The sequence below is a fragment of the Orbus hercynius genome (genome assembly GCF_003634275.1).
Lineage (GTDB): Bacteria > Pseudomonadota > Gammaproteobacteria > Enterobacterales > Orbaceae > Orbus > Orbus hercynius.
Genome location: NZ_RBWY01000002.1, coordinates 362,284 through 380,517 on the forward strand (window position 1 = coordinate 362,284; position 18,234 = coordinate 380,517).

Annotated in this window: 16 protein-coding genes and 1 riboswitch; of the genes, 9 read left to right on the forward strand and 7 right to left on the reverse strand. The window is 38.7% G+C overall.

What is annotated here, in order from left to right; translation table 11 throughout:
• Positions 1 to 148: 148 nt before the first annotated feature.
• Positions 149 to 550: a preprotein translocase subunit SecE gene (gene secE / locus DES39_RS11130; RefSeq protein WP_121145119.1), complete on the forward strand. Its 402-nt coding sequence runs from the start codon at positions 149 to 151 to the stop codon at positions 548 to 550.
• Between the two features lies 1 nt (position 551).
• Entirely contained in the window at positions 552 to 1,097 is a 546-nt protein-coding gene (nusG, locus tag DES39_RS07295) for a transcription termination/antitermination protein NusG (RefSeq protein WP_121145120.1), read from the forward strand.
• 227 nt (positions 1,098 to 1,324) lie between these two features.
• Here nusG and DES39_RS11085 read toward each other — a convergent pair whose 3' ends face one another.
• Positions 1,325 to 1,447, reverse strand: coding sequence for a hypothetical protein (locus tag DES39_RS11085; RefSeq protein WP_281271076.1), 123 nt, complete (start codon positions 1,445 to 1,447; stop codon positions 1,325 to 1,327).
• 249 nt (positions 1,448 to 1,696) lie between these two features.
• Between DES39_RS11085 and DES39_RS07300 the strand changes: the two genes are divergently transcribed.
• From DES39_RS07300 to DES39_RS07310, 3 genes are read left to right on the forward strand one after another with little or no spacing between them, the layout of a single operon-like run.
• Complete coding sequence (locus tag DES39_RS07300; protein ID WP_121145121.1) at positions 1,697 to 2,668, forward strand: HlyD family secretion protein; 972 nt, start codon at positions 1,697 to 1,699, stop codon at positions 2,666 to 2,668.
• Complete coding sequence (locus DES39_RS07305; RefSeq protein ID WP_121145122.1) at positions 2,650 to 3,801, forward strand: ABC transporter permease; 1,152 nt, start codon at positions 2,650 to 2,652, stop codon at positions 3,799 to 3,801. Before DES39_RS07300 ends, DES39_RS07305 begins: the two co-directional genes overlap by 19 nt.
• Positions 3,801 to 4,949 carry an ABC transporter permease gene (locus DES39_RS07310; protein ID WP_121145123.1) on the forward strand — a complete coding sequence of 383 codons (1,149 nt, stop codon included), beginning with the start codon at positions 3,801 to 3,803 and terminating at the stop codon, positions 4,947 to 4,949. The genes DES39_RS07305 and DES39_RS07310 overlap by 1 nt, the downstream gene beginning before the upstream one ends.
• 97 nt (positions 4,950 to 5,046) lie before the next feature.
• On the opposite strand, the gene thrC is transcribed toward DES39_RS07310, so the two are convergent.
• From thrC to DES39_RS07330, 5 genes are all read right to left on the reverse strand, one after another.
• On the reverse strand, positions 5,047 to 6,336 hold the full coding sequence (gene thrC / locus DES39_RS07315) for a threonine synthase (protein WP_121145124.1): 1,290 nt from the start codon (positions 6,334 to 6,336) through the stop codon (positions 5,047 to 5,049).
• Between the two features lie 112 nt (positions 6,337 to 6,448).
• Positions 6,449 to 7,375, reverse strand: a complete 927-nt coding sequence (gene thrB / locus DES39_RS10935; protein ID WP_170143369.1) for a homoserine kinase — start codon at positions 7,373 to 7,375, stop codon at positions 6,449 to 6,451.
• A gap of 9 nt (positions 7,376 to 7,384) precedes the next feature.
• Positions 7,385 to 9,841: a bifunctional aspartate kinase/homoserine dehydrogenase I gene (thrA, locus tag DES39_RS07320; protein ID WP_170143364.1), complete on the reverse strand. Its 2,457-nt coding sequence runs from the start codon at positions 9,839 to 9,841 to the stop codon at positions 7,385 to 7,387.
• A 274-nt stretch (positions 9,842 to 10,115) separates the two neighbouring features.
• Positions 10,116 to 10,445, reverse strand: a complete 330-nt coding sequence (locus tag DES39_RS07325) for a hypothetical protein (RefSeq protein WP_121145125.1) — start codon at positions 10,443 to 10,445, stop codon at positions 10,116 to 10,118.
• A 284-nt stretch (positions 10,446 to 10,729) separates the two neighbouring features.
• Positions 10,730 to 11,485 (reverse strand): SDR family NAD(P)-dependent oxidoreductase, encoded by a 756-nt coding sequence (locus DES39_RS07330; RefSeq protein ID WP_121145126.1) that lies wholly within the window; start codon positions 11,483 to 11,485, stop codon positions 10,730 to 10,732.
• Positions 11,486 to 11,681: 196 nt separating this feature from the next.
• Here DES39_RS07330 and folK point away from each other — a divergent pair, with 196 nt between their 5' ends.
• The 3 genes from folK to gluQRS all read left to right on the forward strand — a co-directional run bounded on the left by folK (position 11,682) and on the right by gluQRS (position 13,724).
• Positions 11,682 to 12,161, forward strand: a complete 480-nt coding sequence (gene folK / locus DES39_RS07335; protein ID WP_121145127.1) for a 2-amino-4-hydroxy-6-hydroxymethyldihydropteridine diphosphokinase — start codon at positions 11,682 to 11,684, stop codon at positions 12,159 to 12,161.
• A gap of 204 nt (positions 12,162 to 12,365) precedes the next feature.
• Positions 12,366 to 12,773, forward strand: coding sequence for an RNA polymerase-binding protein DksA (dksA, locus tag DES39_RS07340; protein ID WP_425463987.1), 408 nt, complete (start codon positions 12,366 to 12,368; stop codon positions 12,771 to 12,773).
• Between the two features lie 57 nt (positions 12,774 to 12,830).
• Positions 12,831 to 13,724, forward strand: a complete 894-nt coding sequence (gene gluQRS / locus DES39_RS07345) for a tRNA glutamyl-Q(34) synthetase GluQRS (protein ID WP_121145129.1) — start codon at positions 12,831 to 12,833, stop codon at positions 13,722 to 13,724.
• On the opposite strand, the gene moaA is transcribed toward gluQRS, so the two are convergent.
• The gene (moaA, locus tag DES39_RS07350; protein ID WP_121145130.1) at positions 13,707 to 14,687 is read right to left on the reverse strand and encodes a GTP 3',8-cyclase MoaA; all 981 of its coding nucleotides are present in this window, start codon (positions 14,685 to 14,687) and stop codon (positions 13,707 to 13,709) included. The two genes, gluQRS and moaA, sit on opposite strands and share 18 nt — an antisense overlap.
• Positions 14,680 to 14,812: riboswitch (molybdenum cofactor riboswitch) on the reverse strand. It overlaps the preceding gene by 8 nt.
• Before the next feature lie 641 nt (positions 14,813 to 15,453).
• On the opposite strand from moaA, the gene rne reads away from it, so the two are divergent.
• Entirely contained in the window at positions 15,454 to 18,231 is a 2,778-nt protein-coding gene (rne, locus tag DES39_RS07355; RefSeq protein ID WP_121145131.1) for a ribonuclease E, read from the forward strand.
• Positions 18,232 to 18,234 lie beyond the last annotated feature (3 nt).

An 18,234-nucleotide genomic window follows, 5' to 3' on the forward strand; every position in this document is an offset into this window, starting at 1 on the left:
ATGCCCTTTCTTATCTTGTCGGATCACATGAAAACTGATAGTCTATTTAGTAAAATGTTTTGGCTTTTGGATAGGGCATTTTATAAAGTAGATTATTATTCAAGTAGATTATTATTCAATAAGATAAAAGATAAATAATAGGTTTTATATGAGTATTGTTCGTGATAACCAAGAAACAAGTAAATCGTTTGATAAAATAAAATGGTTTTTTGTTTTTGTATTAGTCGCTCTAATCGTATGGGGTAATTTTTATTTTTCTGAGCCAGATGCTGTTTACCAACCTGGCACTATTATTCGAATTGTTGGTGTTGTGGTACTTTCTGCTTTGACACTATTACTTGCAATGACGACGAATAAAGGGAAAAGCTTTATTACCTTTGCGAAAGAGTCTCGTATGGAAGTGCGTAAAGTTGTGTGGCCAACGAGAAAAGAGACAATACAAACAACATTATTAATTGCAGTAATAACGATCGTTGTTGGTCTGTGTTTGTGGGGACTAGATACTTTCTTCTTCTGGGGAATATCAAAATTAACAGTGTTAGGACATTAGAATGAGTGAAGCTCAAAATAAGCGTTGGTATGTAATTCAGGCATACTCTGGCTATGAAGCGCGTGTTGCTCAATCATTGCGTGAATACATCAAATTACATAATATGGAAGATTCTTTTGGTGAAGTATTGGTGCCAACAGAAGAAGTTGTTGAAATGAAGGGCGGTCAACGCCGTAAAAGTGAACGAAAATTTTTTCCTGGTTATGTTTTAGTTGAAATGTTAATGAATGATGCTACTTGGCATTTAGTTCGTAGTGTGCCTAGAACAATGGGTTTCATTGGTGGGACCTCCGATAGACCTGCGCCAATCTCTCAAAGAGAAGTTGATGCTATTATGAATCGTTTACAACAAGTTGGTGATAAACCGAGACCGAAAACAATGTTTGAACCAGGTGAATTGGTTCGTGTTAATGAAGGGCCTTTCTCTGACTTTAATGGCGTTGTTGAAGAAGTGGATTACGAAAAAAGCCGCTTAAAAGTTTCAGTTTCAATTTTTGGTCGTTCAACTCCTGTTGAATTAGATTTCAGTCAGGTCGAAAAAAGTTAATGATAACTTTAGTGATTTAATAATAAAAAAACCGGGTTTTTACTCGGTTTTTTTATGGTTGGATTACGGATTTAATCCATATTAATACTTGTTCGTGTTGAGCGATAAACTTTATTCGCCCTAGCCAATCGATAGGTTTTAACGACGCCAAATAGCGCGACTGGGTGAAAGCGATATAGCATTTTATAAATACATAAAGCCATCCAGCCTTAACGCCCATCTGATTCTTACCTACTGTTTTTATCAATTAAAGTGATATGTGCTTTACCTGATTTACCGAGCTTCCTACCTAATTGTGTTGCAAGTTCTAAGTCACCCGCTCCGCCACCAACAATCACTATTTTTTTCATTTTTATTGACCTCATTAAATTATTTATTAATATCATACTAAATCAGTAGGTTTTTATCTTATCAATTATTGGGAATCAACAAAACTGGGTTAGGGATATAAAATATTATGCAATTGTTATAGTAATTTATTCCTCTCTTATGTAGAATGAATCTTCCTAAGAAGAATAAGTGATAAATAATCCATCTAATTCATTATTTAATCTAAATATTATACTTATCCTGTTTGATTCTAATCACACTAATTTATTATGAATAAAAAAATATTCGCAGTAGTATTGTTCGTTGTTATTACGATTTCAATGGCAATTTTAATTCGTTCGCATAATAGTCAACTTATCTTACAAGGCGAAGTTGATGCCCCACATGTTAATATCTCATCAAAAGCTCGAGGTCGAGTTATGGTTATTAATGTCAATCGAGGCGATGATGTACGGATGGGGGATATTCTACTGACATTAGACAGCCCTGAATTACTTGCTCAAGTTAAGGCCGCTGAGGCAACACGCGATCAATCCAAAGCCCAGCTGGATTTATCTGAGCATGGCACCCGTGAGGAGAGTATTCGACATTATCAAGCACTATTGGCACAGTCCAAAGTGAATTATGATAATGCTTCAAAAGAGTACACACGTAATCAAGCGATCTCTAATAAAGGTTATGTTTCTCAATCGGTACTCGATAACGCGTTAAAAGCTAAAGATGCGGCGTACCAACAAGTGCTTTCTGATCAGGCAAATTTAGATCAAGCCGTGCATGGGGATCGTATTGAACAACGAAAAATTTATGAAGCGCAATTAGAACAGGCTGAAGAAAATTTGAAACAGCTTGTTATTCAATACGAAGATCTTAATGTCAAATCACCAGTAGATGGTGAAGTTGGATCTATTCCAGCTGAGGTGGGTGAGCTGTTTAATGCAACGAGTCCTTTATTAACGGTGACACGGCTATCTCAAGCTTATTTTGTATTTAATATCCGTGAGAATATTCTCGTTAATATCCATAAAGGTGATCGTGTATTTTTAGACGTACCTGCACTCGGAGCAGAGCCAATTGAAGCAGAAGTACGTTACATCGCTCCGATGGGCGATTATGCAACTAAAAGAGCGACAAGGGCCACCGGTGATTTCGATTTAAAAACATTCGAAATTAGGTTATATCCTTTAAATCCAGTAAAAAATTTACGCGCTGGTATGAGTGTTTTATGGAAGTTAGACGAGTAGTTATTGATTTTTACCAGCGTTTTAAGGTTGCTTTTAGTGATGAAATGTCTTTCATCTTTAAACGCTTCACTTACCACTGGTTACTGTGGATCTTACCATTAATCATTTATGGGCTAATCAGCAGTATCTTTTCGACAGGGGTATTATATGATTTGCCTGTTGGTTATGTTGATCAAGATAAAAGTGCCTTATCACAAGAGATGATTCGCGATCTCAATGCTGGAGCGCATGCAGATCTAGTTAATTATGAAGATTCATTGTATGACGGCGAGAAAGCATTAGCTAAGGCTAAAATTTACGGTTTGTTATATATTCCTCCGCATTTTGAGGCCGATGTCTTATCTGGCAAGCAGCCGGTACCGATTTTATATTATAATGCTCTATATTATAGTGCTGGACTTTATTCTGTTATGGATTATTCAGGGCTTATTACTGATTTTAACAGTCGGTATCGTAGTATTATGGCGGCAAAAATCGGATTAAGTGTTCCAACACTTGCAAACGCTACGTTCAATTATGATGGATTGTTTAATGCCAGCGGTAACTCGATGTACTTTCAACAGTTCTCTGCTGTAGTGCATTTACTGCAATTATTTGTTGTGACAATGACCATTCACATTTTGGGGAAATTACCTCGCCGAACTAGGCCTACCTATCCGTTTGTACTGGGTAAACTTGCACCTTATACGCTATGGTATACGATGCTATTGATTTTCGAAATTGCCTTATTAGTTTTTTTTTCGCAAGCACGAGTCTCTGGGAATCCATTTGCTATGCTATTAGTGGTTTTTTTCTACGTGATTGCAGCGCAGAGTATCGGTATCTTATTATTTAGTTTTACGCGTTCTACAATAGATGCTTATTCTTATATTGGTCTATTAGTTGGGTTAGCACTTACTTACTCTGGTGTCGTAGTACCGGAATTATCGATGCCGCCCATTGCAAGAGTGATTTCATCTATTGAGCCATTGACCTATGCATTAAATACCTTATTTGATCTCTTCTTAAGGCATGCTGGGGTCGTTTCGCTCGTTAAAACCTGTCTTATTTTAATGATTTATCCCGTGATTATTACGTTACTTGTTCGTAAACGTTTAGTTCGGCGTTTAAATAGAGAAGAGGTAATACAATAATGCTTAAGATGTATTGGGGCGCTTTAAAGCGTATTTTATTGAGACTATTAACTCAGCCTAAATGGTTATTATTGTTAGTATCAATTAGCTTAATGAGTTTAGTATACAGTAAAGGTAGTATTACTGATTTACCTATCGCTGTTGTTGATTTAGATCACTCGGCATCAAGCCGTGATTTAACTCGCGCCTTGGCTACAAGCGCTAAAGTCACTATTGTAAGTTATGATAATTCATCTGATGCATATCGTGATATAAATGCTCGTAAAGTTTTTGCTGTTATAACGATACCGCGTGATTATGAAAAACGATTAATTAAAGGTGATTCTGTTACTATTGCCGCTTATGGTGACGCTTCAAGTCGGCTTGCAAATGGTCAGATTCAACAAGATTTAAAAGCGATTTATCAACAATTTTTAATCGATTATAACGCCGTACTTATGCGCAATAGTGGATTTACTGATGCGCAAATAGATATTGTACTTTCACCGATTAAAGGCCAGACGGATCCATTATTCAATCCTGGTATCAGCTTAGCAGCGATTAATTTTCCGGGTTTATTAGTCATGTTATTGCAGCACTCATTACTTTTAGCATCAACTAGAACACATATTGCTTTAAATACTTTACCGCAAGGCAAGCCCTCTAAAATTATTTTTCTGGGGAGTTTCTCTGCGTTATTTCCGATATGGTTATTTTTGTCGATCATTTTATTTGGTTTATGGCCTTGGATTCTGGGGTATCGGCAATTAGCGTCTCTGCCTGTGATATTATTAATGGCATTGCCATTTTTATTTGCTGTAATGGGACTGGCTAAACTGCTAACGGAGTGCTTAAGGCGGGTTGAAATGATCTATCTCACGCTATCATTTATTACAACGCCCGTTTTTTATCTTTCAGGGACTATTTGGCCATTGGATGCGATGCCTTATTGGGTGCAGTGTGTTGCCAAACTATTACCTTCTACTTGGGCGGTAAATATGATTGCCGGCGTGAATCAAATGGGGCTACATATTAGTGATAATGGCTTTAATTTATTGATGTTGATCGTCTTAGGCATTGTTTATCTATCACTGGGTATATTTATTTCAGCACTGCGAGAAGGGCGTGTTCGTCAATTTATTCATCATTGGCGAATAGTGAATCGTTAATAAGAGTGTCTTGGATAAAGTTGACGGATTACTTAGCAAGATCCTTCGCATTAACAACGGATCTTGCTAACTCATTAGCCTAAAGCGTGATGCCTTATTACCACTCAAGATTCATTAGATAATCACGTAAATGGGCAAAGTCATTATCCATCACATGCGATAATAGCGTCATATCGGCACGTTCAGCGAGCTCTGCGGGCAGCGCAATAGATTTACCTAAAATATTTTCAACCACTTCTTTAAATTTTGCTGGGTGAGCGGTACCTAAAAATAGACCATATTCATCTGCTTGTAGCTGATCGCGCAGCACTCGATAAGCAATCGCACCGTGTGGTTCAGATAGATAACCTTTCTGATCAAGTTCACGTACTGCTGCTTCAGATTGCTCATCCGTTACGGTGCCACGGCCTAATGATTTTAATGTCCAGGCTTCGCGATGATAAATTTCTTCAATACGTGGCCAGTTATTTGGTTGGCTCACATCCATAGCGTTAGACAGAGTTGCAACTGTTTGATGCGGTTCCCATTTACCTGTTTCAAGGTAGCGTGGCACGGTATCATTAGCATTGGTTGCGGCGATAAAGCGCTTAATTGGTAGCCCCATTGTTTTGGCTAATAAGCCCGCAGTTAAGTCACCAAAATTACCGCTCGGTACTGAAATAACCAGTTGCTCACGTTGTTTTGGCGCTAATTGCGCAAATGCTTCAAAATAGTAGCAAATTTGTGCCAGTAAACGACTAATATTAATTGAATTTGCTGAGTTTAATCCAATTTTAGCTTTTAACTCACTGTCATCAAATGATTTTTTGACCAGAGCCTGACACGTGTCAAAGTCACTTTTAATGGCAATTGTGTGAATATTATCGCCAAGGGTACAAAATAGTTTTTCTTGTAATGGGCTAATTTTGCCTTGTGGATAAAGAATAACAACGCGAATATTGGGTAGGTGGTAAAACGCATGGGCAACAGCTGCGCCAGTATCACCAGATGTTGCCGTCAGAATCGTGATTTTTTTATCTGCCGCTACTTGTACTAAAGCTTGTGCCATAAACCGTCCACCAAAGTCTTTGAAAGCCAGGGTTGGACCATGAAATAGTTCTAATGTACCAATATCGTCTTCAACGGATTTAACGGGTGCTGGAAACTGAAAGGCATTTTTGACCAGGCGCTGCATATCGTCATCACTAATTTCATTACCGATAAAGGCTGATAAAATTTTAGCGCTACGTGTTACGAAATCCAATTTGAGTAGTGCGCCAATTTCACTGGCACTAAATTTAGGTAATTCGGATGGAAAGAATAAACCTTGCCCTTTACCAAGGCCTTGTTGCACGGCTTGAGCAAAACTCACTTGTTCTGAATGATCTTTTAAATTATAAAGTTTCATAATAGGTTCCAGTTTGTTTCTATACTGCAAATTATGTTAACTCACGGTGTCAACTAAAACCAGACTAGCCGTGAGATGCTGAGTTTTAACTTATATTATACGTTGTGGCCGACTAAATTACCCTTGCACCGAGTTTATCGATCTTGCAAATGTGGGTGAATCCTTCTGTATTTTGCAAGTAATTCTCTTGCAACCATGATTCAATTTTTTGTGCGGCCGCTAAGTTATCAGTAATGGTGAATATCGTTGGTCCTGAGCCCGAAATTCCAGATGCTAACGCGCCTAATTGTTTGACGGTTTGCACCGTTTTATCAAAATGCGGTAATAATTGTTTACGGTATGGTTCGGCAATATTATCTTGTAACATTGCTACCGCTAATTGCGGCTGCTTAGTATAACAGGCATGTACAAAGCCACCAACATAACGTCCGTGTGCAACGCAGTCATGTTTGGCGTATTGCACCGGTAAAATTGCTCTTGCTTCGGCAGTTGAGACCTTTATACCCGGATACGCCATGACCCAAAACCAATCCTCAAAATGTGGTAGGCGCTGACTGATAATACCCAGTTCATCGACGATTAACTGCATTCCGCCTAAATAACACGGCGCAACATTATCATAATGTACGCTACCTGACACGCGGCCTTCTAGCTCACCCATCATGCTGAGCATTTGTTGTTCATTAAATGGTCGATCAAAAAATTCATTTAGCGCAACTAGTGCCCCCACCACTGAGCAGGCACTAGAGCCAAGACCAGAGCCAATAGGCATATTTTTCTCAAGGGTCATGGCGACAGGCTGTTCTTGCCCCATTTGTTGACAAAAATACTGCCAGCATTGATAAACAATATTCAATTTAGGATCTTTAGGCAGCTTGCTGACAAATTGCCCTTTATTAACAAGTGCAAATTGAGATGCTCTCTCAACGGTGACACAATCGCCGAGCATTGCACCACTAATTGGATTAATTGCCGCACCTAAAATATCAAAACCAACACTGATGTTAGCCATTGAAGCGGGTGCATATACCTTGATTATCTTACTCATTTAACCACCGATTTTACTAGAAGTTGTACGTAAAATGTCCGCAAATATCCCGGCTGCGGTGACATCATTACCCGCTCCATACCCGCGTAATACGAGAGGGATAGGTTGGTAATAGCGGGTATAAAATGCTAAGGCATTCTCGCCATTTTTAATTTTAAACAGCGGATCATCACTATCCACCGCTTCAATTTTAACGTTACACTGGCCATTTTCAATACTACCAACATAGCGTAATACTTTGCCCGATTGTTTCGCTTCCTCGACCCGATGTTTAAAGTCGTTATCGAGTTGAGGTAATTTTTGCATAAACTCATCGATACTTCCTTGCGCGTAAGAAGCGGGTAACACCGATTCGACATTAATTTGCTCTAATTCAAGTTGTAGGCCAGATTCCCTGGCTAAAATAAGCAGTTTTCTTGCAACATCAGTACCGGATAAATCATCACGCGGATCGGGTTCGGTAAAGCCTTTTTCTTTGGCAAGCTTTGTTGCTTGAGATAATGACATGCCTTCGTCAAGTTTACCAAAAATAAATGAAAGCGATCCAGATAAAATCCCTGAGAAACGGCTTAACTCATCGCCGGCATTAAGTAAATTTTGTAAATTTTCAATAACTGGTAAACCGGCACCAACATTAGTATCATACTGAAACTTACGTTTACTTTTACTCGCCGCTTGGCGTAAACGAAAATAGTAATCCATTGAGCTAGTATTCGCTTTTTTATTTGGCGTGACAACATGAAAGCCGTTTTCTAATAATTCGGCATATTTATTCGCAACTGTCGCGCTTGATGTACAGTCAACCAAGATTGGATTGAGTAAGCGATTCTCTTTAGCAAAGGCAATAATTGCATCTAATGTATAGCTCTGGTTGCTGTTTTTTATGTGTTCGCGCCAGTTAGCTAAAGTCAGACCATCACGATTTAACACGCAATGTTTTGAATTAAATAATCCACATACTCTTAAATCAATTTGTTTCTTCTTCAGCCATTGTTGTTGACGACTGATCTGATCAACTAATGCACCGCCGACGCCGCCAACGCCGATGACAAAGACATCAAGAATTTGATCGGTACCAAATAACATCTGGTGTGTAACGCGTACGCCCATAATCGCCACATCATTATCGACAACGACAGAAATAGATCGCTCGGATGATCCTTGCGCAATGGCTACAATATTAATATTGGCTTTAGCTAAGGCGGTAAAAAAATTGGCTGATAATCCACGTAGAGTCCGCATACCATCACCGACCACTGAAATGATAGCAAGATTTTCAATTACATCAATCGGTTCAATTAAGCCATCTTTTAATTCAAGATAAAATTCTTCTTTTAATGCCTGCTCTGCTAATAAAAGCTCTATTTGTGGAACACAAAAACTGATGCTGTATTCTGATGATGACTGAGTAATTAATACGACTGAAATACCTGACGCTGACATCGCTGAAAAAACACGTGCTGACATGCCAACCATGCCTTTTAAACCAGGGCCAGAAACATTGATCATTGCCATATTATTTAAATTGGTAATGCCTTTAACCGGTAATGAGACATCAACTTCATTGGTACCAATTAATGTGCCAGGTGCCTGTGGATTATTAGTATTTTTGATTAAGCAAGGAATTTGGAATTGGGCAATTGGCAGTATGGTTCGTGGATGCAAGACTTTTGCGCCAAAATAAGACAGTTCCATCGCTTCTTGATAAGACATTGTTTTGAGTAATCTGGCATCAGGAACAAGGCGTGGATCGCAAGTATATACGCCATCGACATCGGTCCAAATTTCACAGCTATCCGCGCGAAGGCATGCAGCTAAGGCCGCAGCTGAATAGTCTGATCCATTGCGACCTAATACAACAAGTTCACCTTGTGCATTACCCGCGGTAAATCCAGGCATCAAAATAATATCGCCTTTTGGTATGTTTAATGCTTTGATGCGCTGTGTTGATTGATTTATATCAACAGTTGATTCAAGGTAATCACCTTCAGCAAGTAGGGTCTCAACAGGATTAATCACGGTGACACTATGACCCATGGCTTTAAGTAATGCTTGCATAATCGCAATCGATAACTTTTCACCGCGGCAAATAATTGAGGCATTGATGCTATCTGGGCACTGACCTAATAGGCGAATACCATGAAAAAGTTGTTTAAGATGGTTGAGTTCATTTAACGCAAAACGTTTCATTTCTTCATAAGCAAAATGCGATTGCTGTTTTGATAAACCGTCAAGTAAATCTGCAAAAATTTTCTCAGCTTCAGTAATATTGTCTTGAATATCTTGTCCTGCAACGGTTTTTTCAACCATAGCCACTAAGTGATTGGTGATTTTTGCGGGTGCGGATAGTACCGTTGCAGTTTGTTCTTGCTTAGCATTGTTTTCAATAATCCGAGCAACGCTAAAAAAACGTTCTGCATTGGCGACGGATGTTCCTCCAAATTTTAAGACTTTCATATTGCACCTTTTTATTGATTCATCAAAATTTAAATTAGTTATGTGTTTTCAGGGTGGTTTGACCCATTGAAAACATAAAAAAACCCGCTAATTCTGCGGGCTGTTTCGACGATTTTTTAGGAAAAGTCAACCCGCTCCGAGCCTAATGGTGCCAGAGGTGCCAATAATCATACCAATCATAATTACTGTTTTCATGTTCCTAAAACCTTCTCACTTAAGTTGTGGTAAATCTAAAACAAAACAGCCTGACGTTTTAGGTCAGGCTGCAATAATATTAAAACACTTTTTTGCTGTTTTCATACTCATTAACAACACGGTTTAATGCATGGTATAAACTTGCAGCATCACCTTTTTGTAGCGCCTCATCTAATATATGAAGATAGGATAACATCAGTTTTTGGTTATCTTCGGCAAATTGTGGTGACACTTCTTGATCTTCATACAACATGACATAAGTTCTTGCAAAGCCAAATACTAAGAAATAGACCGAAGCATTATTTGGATCTTCTTGAATAAGTGTTTGCATCGACTGACGTAATTTCACATAGGTATCAGTACCTGGAAGGCTACTTGCAAATTTATTGAGAACTGTCGAAAATGTCATTGTTAATCAACCTTAACTTACCATACTAGAATAAAAGAATAGCAATCACTGAACATAAGTGCAAGTGTATTTTAGTCACAGTTAGAAAATTTTTATACTTAATTTGTTACAATATTGCACTTTAGACAAAATTTTTTGCTAAGACATTTTTAGAGTAGCAAAATAGCGCATCAGTTATTTGAGAATATTGATGTTAGTCAGAGTATTGAACAGAGAGGCCTTTGTTTTTTCTCTCTGCCCAGTAAGATGCTAACGGGTATAGCCAGATAGCGGAATATAAAGGATTACTGCATGTTTTTCGAGACAGCAAGTCCGGCTGGTACTTGAGCTGTTGGCATGATTTCGATAGCGTTGACGTTAAAATGTGCTGGCGAATTGACTAACCATGAAATGGTATTCGCAATATCTTGTGCGCTAATAGCGTCGACATTATCATAAACAGCCTTAGCTTGCGCGACGTCGCCATGAAATCGCACATTGGAAAATTCAGTACCACCACATAAGCCCGGTTCAATATTGGTGACGCGTATTTTTTTACCAAATAAATCAGTACGCAAGTTGGCACTGAACTGTTTGACGAACGCTTTCGTCGCACCGTAAACATTGCCGCCTCGGTAAGGATAATTACCGGCGGTTGAACCAATATTAATGATATAACCCGTGTTACGCGCTACCATAGTTGGTAAAATAATGCGTGTTAAATGAATTAGGCCGATGATATTGGTATGTACCATCGTATCCCAATCATCATAATTTGCTTCATAAGCCGGTTCCATACCAAGAGCCAATCCGGCATTATTAATTAAAATATCGATATCTTTAAAACCGATCGGAAGTGTTAAAAGCACATTATTGACCGCATCTTTTTGGGTAATATCTAATTGTATTGGTAAAAAATTGCTACCTAATTCTGCCGCTAAGCATGATAACTTATCTTGCCGACGTGCAGCACCAATCACTTTATAACCATCGGTAATTAATTGGCGGCAGATTGCTGTACCAAATCCAGCTGATGCACCGGTAACGAAAGCAATATTCATTTTGTTTCTCCTGTAGTGATAAAGATGATAAACAACCGTTATACTGAGATGATATGGAAGTTACATTAAATTACACGTCAATCGATAGCGAATCAATTGCTATTTACATACGGGAAAATCATGCATGACGCACTGAGGTTTTTTAGTTAAACTAATAGGCATGTATTATGGTAGTGGCTTCAATTGAGGATTCAATATGGCGGTGGTATTTGTTGCTCTGGGAGCGAATTTGGGTGATCCGTTCAAGCAGGCTCAGCAGGCCATTGATGCTATTGCGCTGATACCCGATACGGTAATTATGGCGGTGTCTCCTTTTTATCGCAGTAAGCCACTAGGGCCGCAAGATCAGCCAGATTATTTAAATGCGGTTTTGAAAATTGAAACCGCTTTATTACCCATTGCGTTATTACATGCGTTGCAGCAGATCGAAAAGTACCTAGGCCGAGTACGAAAAGCCAATCGCTGGGGACCAAGAACGCTTGATTTAGATATCCTGCTTTATGACAACTTACAAATAAATACCGACGAATTAACGGTGCCTCATTATGATATGAAAAATCGTGAATTTGTGTTATACCCTTTATTTGATATCGCGCCACAGTTAATTTTACCTGACGCGAGCTCATTAGCTGTGCTTTTACAGTATATCCCAATGAATAATATGACCTTATGGTGAGATATTATTATTATTTAAGTACTGTATATTTATCTATTAATATGAGCGGAGCCGATACAATTTATTTTTTTACAAAAATCGTTAAAAACAATTTGATAAAGCAGAATTTATTGCTATAGTTTAGCGCTTTAAAAAATTGTTTGAAAGGAGATTTCGGTGAAAAAGGAACAAAAAATAAATAGCTCATCCCTAAGCCTTCTCGCTATGGCGGGTCTTGAACCTTATAATGAGGCAAAAGATGAAGAGTACATGAATCCGAACCAATTGAAACATTTTCGCCTAATTTTAGAAACTTGGCTTAATCAGCTTAGAGGTGAAATGGATCGAACGGTAACTTATATGCAAGACGAAGCTGCTAATTTCCCTGATCCTGCCGATAGAGCGACTCAAGAAGAAGAGTTTAGTTTAGAGCTTAGAGCGCGAGATAGAGAACGTAAGCTGATCAAAAAAATTGAGAAAACGTTACTAAAAATTGACCATGATGATTTTGGTTATTGTGATTCGTGTGGCGTGGAAATTGGTATCAAGCGATTAGAAGCAAGACCAACAGCAGATCTTTGCATTGATTGTAAAACGGTAGCTGAGCTGCGTGAAAAACAGATGGGGATGTAGTATTTAGTAATAATGTGTTATGAATAGGATAACAGTGAGCTGATTTTTTAATTAAATATGAAAAACAGTGTGGGGCGTTTTGCTCCGTCACCTTCAGGTTTGTTACACTTTGGCTCGTTTATTACAGCCTTAGGTAGTTATCTACAAGCAAAATCAGCGCAGGGCCATTGGCTTGTTCGTATTGAAGATCTCGATCCCCCTCGTGAAGTTAGTGGTGCTGCAGCTGATATTTTGTTTACGCTTGAAAAATTAGGGCTCTATTGGGATGGTGAGGTTGTCTATCAATCTACTCGTTTAGCTCGGTATCAGGATATTTTACATTCTTTAATTCAGGATAAAGGTGCTTATTATTGTGATTGCTCAAGACAGCGAGTACAAAATTTAGCTTCGCACGTTTATGATAATCACTGCCAAAATCGCCATTTGACTGCAAGCCATCAGCGGGCTATTCGCTTCAAACAAACTTATGTTATCGATCGGTTTATTGATAATATTCGGCAATGTCAACGAATTTCGGTTCCCAAACAGCATGAAGATTTTATTATTAGGCGAAAAGATGGTTTATTTGCGTATAATTTTGCCGTGGTCATTGATGATCATGAACAAGGAGTGACCGAGGTTGTCAGAGGGGCGGATCTACTGTCAGTGACCACTAAACAGATGTCACTTTATTTACAATTAGGATGGTCCTTGCCGAGTTACTATCATTTACCGCTAGTGCTTAATCAAAACCGTGATAAGTTATCTAAGCAAAATCATGCTCCACCAATTAAACTTGATAATATTACACAATTATTGATTAAAGGATTGGTTTTTTTGGGGCAGCCGATTCCCCATGATTGGCAAGATGGCAGCAAAGAACAACTCTTACAATGGGCGATTAATCATTGGAATGCCGTTCGTGTACCACAAAAAGATAGCATTATACCGGATTTAACCGCCAATATATGAGAGATTTGGCGTAATACCTGCGTGATGTTGATGCAGAAAATGCGTCTCTGGTTTGATGCGTAATGATGCTAAAATTCGTGCCTTTAATAATGCTTGTTGACTGCTGTCTTGCAATAAGTCGCGCAGATCGATTGCAGAATCACCAAACAAACAATAGTGCAATTTACCGATCGAAGATACGCGCAGTCGATTGCAGCTTTGGCAGAAATTCTTCGAGTACGGCATAATTAGTCCAACTCGCCCTTGATAATCACGGTGCTGATAAACTTTGGCCGGACCGGCAAGCTTATCTTTATCCATTAGTTGCCAACCTTGCGCAACTAATTGTTGCTCAATTTCTGTTCCTGATAAGTGAAAACGATTGAAGTGAGCAGAGCCTTCGCCAGTTTCCATCAGTTCGATAAAACGCAAATCGACGCGACGATCTTTAATCCAGGGCAAATACTCATTTAAACCATCGGTTAAGCCTTTCATTAATACAGTATTAATTTTGACTTTCTGCATACCGATTTCAAGTGCTCTATCGATGCCTGCGAGTACTTGATGCAACTTATTTTCACCTGTAATGAGTGCAAATCGGGCAGGTGAAAAACTATCAATACTCACATTAAGTGCAGTTAGGCCGGCTTGTTGCCATTGGGTAATACGATTGAGTAACCGATCACCATTCGTTGTGACGGCAATTTCTTTAATAGAAGCCTGTTTAGCGAGCAGCATAATAATATCGGCAAAATCTCGACGCAGTGTCGGCTCTCCGCCTGTTAAACGAATTTTTTGCACACCAAGATCACTAAATACATTGGCAATATTGGCGATTTCATTTAAGGTCAAAAATTGATGTGCTCTATTGGGCTGATATCCGTTTGGCAAACAATACTGACAACGAAAATTACACAATTCCGTTAAAGATAAGCGCAGATATTGAAACCGACGTTGATAATTATCAACTAGCTGTTGTTGCATTTAAAAAACACCTTTCCAAAATTCGGGAGGCATACGTATTTCTACAGCATACCCGGCGATAACATCGCGGCAAGTAAACCTTATCAGTAGACTTAGGTGTAATTGCTTCAGAGTTTTCATTTTGACTTATCATAACATAAGTTTAATCGATTAGTAGTGTTTGTGTCAGATTGGTCCTGAAAATAACAGAATCGTTTACGTCATGATAAAAGTGTGTATCAAAGACTGGATTGAATTATTTTCCTCACTATAACTTGATATGGCACAACATAATTAATGAATATGACAAAATCAGCACTTTAATTTACTTGCTATCCTGCCATGAAATGTTAATAATATAGGAGAGTTTTTTTATTTATAATGCGGCAATGGCATCAGACATTATAGATATTAATTTACAGACATTTTTGTTAACAATAACAAGTAAGTAGAATAACGAATTAAATAAGAGTGTTATTTTAACCATAGTACCTATTGAGTTGAAAAGTCGGGCAGATATAACGCTAGATGGTATTTTCAATTTGAAGAGCAAATATATAAAATTTTTTAGCTATACTGACTTTAGTTCGGCAATTATTGTGGTGAGTATCGCTAAATTTATAATGAAAATGTGTTCACATAATATAATAACAATAATTATATAAATAAAATAATGAATACAATTACGATTGGTCTAATTTAAATATTTGATAAAGTGCGATTAAAATAAATTCTCTTTTTTCATTTGCTTGATTCTGCTGCTTCTGAATTTAAAGAGTATATAACAATGAAAAGAATGCTAATTAATGCAACACAGCAAGAAGAGCTGCGTATTGCACTTGTAGATGGTCAGCGGCTATACGATCTTGATATCGAAAGCTTAGGTCATGAACAGAAAAAAGCCAATATTTACAAAGGTACTATTACTAAAATTAATCCCAGCTTAGAAGCCGCTTTTGTGTCATATGGCGGTGAACGAGACGGATTCCTTCCATTGAAAGAGATTGCAGAAAATTATTTTCCAAATGATATTTCTGGGCGTCGTAGTATCAAGCATTTACAAGAAGGCCAAGAAGTCCTTATTCAAATTGAAAAAGAAATTCGCGGTAAAAAAGGCGCAGCGCTGACGACTTATATCAGTTTAGCGGGTAGCTATCTAGTCTTAATGCCAAATGATCCTCGTGCTGGCGGTGTTTCAAGGCGGATTGAAGGGGAAGATCGCGCTGATTTGAAGCGGAATATTGATGCGCTTGAAAAACCACGCGGTATGGGGGTTATCGCTCGTACTGCTGGCGTGGGTAAAACGCAACAAGAGTTACAACAAGATCTTGATGCTTTAATTACTTATTGGAAAGCGATTCAAAATGAAGCGAAAAATCATCCCGCACCGAGTTTAATTCATAAAGAAAGCGATGTGATTACTCGCGCTTTTCGTGATTATTTACGTGATGATGTTGGTGAAATATTCATCGATAATCAAAAAATACTTGAAATAGCGAAAAAGCGTTTAGAGGATTTAGGGCGCGTTGAGTATATTAGTCGTTTAAAACTGTATTCAGGTGAAATTTCATTATTTAGTCACTACCAAATTGAAGGTCAGATCGAATCTGCATTTCAACGAGAAGTCCGATTACCATCTGGTGGTTCTATCGTTATCGATTCAACTGAAGCACTTACTGCTATTGATATCAACTCCGCTAAATCAATTAAAGGCAGTGATATTGAAGAAACGGCATTTACCACTAATCTTGAAGCGGCAGATGAGATTGCAAGGCAGCTTCGTTTACGTGATTTAGGTGGACTAATTGTCATTGATTTTATTGATATGACACCGATTCGTAACCAGCGTGAAGTGGAAAATCGCTTAAAAGAAGCGATGAAAACCGACCGTGCACGTATTCAGACTGCCAGAATTTCGCGTTTTGGATTATTAGAGATGTCTCGGCAAAGATTGAGTCCGTCACTGCGTGAGGCAACGCATCATATTTGTCCGCGTTGTCAGGGAACCGGTACTGTACGCGATAACAACTCCTTATCGCTTTCAATTCTGCGATTAATTCAAGAAGAAGCGCTAAAAGATAATACTGTACAAATTGATGTCATCGTGCCGGTACCTATTGCTAGTTATTTACTCAATGAAAAGCGTCGTGCGATTACCAATATAGAAAGTAATTACCCCGATATTAAAATTGTTATCGCAGCAGATAGCGAAATGGAAACGCCGCTCTACAAGGTTATTCGTAAACGCCGTGGTGAGGAAACAGATGTACTGAGTTACAATCTACCTAAGCTCATTCGTGAGCTCGAAGAAGAGGATGACGAGGCAGTAACAGAATATGTTGCTGAAGAAGCCATTTTATCTGGCGTTAAAGTGGAGTTGAATCCAGCGATAGTAAAAGTCAAAAATACTGAAGAAGTCGCACCTTCACTAGGTTTATTTGGTTCGTTGGCTAAAAAGTTACGCGGTTTATTTGCACATGATGAAAAAAATGCTACGTCAGTAAAAGCAACGTCAGATAAGGTTGTTGATAATACTAAAGATGTGAGCAAAAAAGACGATAAACGACCGATTAATCATCGTCGAAATAAGTATAACAGTAAAAATAATACTGCTCGTACCGATGTCAAAGATAAAGAAAAAGATAGAGATCGCGAGAAAGAAACCACTGCGAAAAATAATCGTCGCCCAAGGCAGAATAAAGCAGAAGAGACAGCTAAGCCAACTGAGACCGAAATTGTTGCAGCTCCCCAAGTCGCGCCAGTGAAGGCTGAAGTTAAGCCAAGAAGAGCGCCGCGTACATTAAACAAAAAAGTCAGAGTCGCACATGATGCCGATATGCCAGCTACGCAGAGCCTAAGTGTAAAAGAGTCAAATAAGCCTAAAATGGTTATCCCTGCGCTTTTATTACCTGTCGTGCTCAAAAATGACAGTGAAACCCATGGCAGTAAAGATAACAGCCAAAGTGCTCGTCGCCCAAGACGAACGTCTCGCCATTTACGTTTAAATGGTCAGCGTCGAAAAAAAGCGAAGACAGTTGTTGCCAATGCTTCGCCTATGCCATTAGTGCTTGCGGTTTATTCTCCTGAATTAGCGTTAGGCCGAATTGCCATTGACTATCGTTTTGTTAAAGTAGTGTCACAACAAAATGAACAGCCCTCTATGGCTATCATTGCTGATGAGCAGACAACTCAGCTAATACCTGCACTGATTCCTTCGTTATTGCAGCCAGTAGTGATAACGGAACAAGAAGAGGCACAAGTCGCTCTAGCACAGCCGCAGGAAAATCACAAACAAGAAGCACCCAAAACCGTAGAGATTGCACCAGTTGAACATTCAGCTGATGAGACTGTGATAACGGGATTTGCATCATCAAGCATGATGAAAGCACCATCACTCGGTGTGAACAGTGATGATTCATTGACAGCTGTTTTGCAGAGAGACGAATCAAACTATCGATACATTGGTAAAGGAAAGGCGGGTGCATTAAGTGCGCAAGAACATGCCTATGCTGGTGCAAGTAAACCTGAGTTATCATCTAACTCATACGTAATCGATGAGCAATAGCCT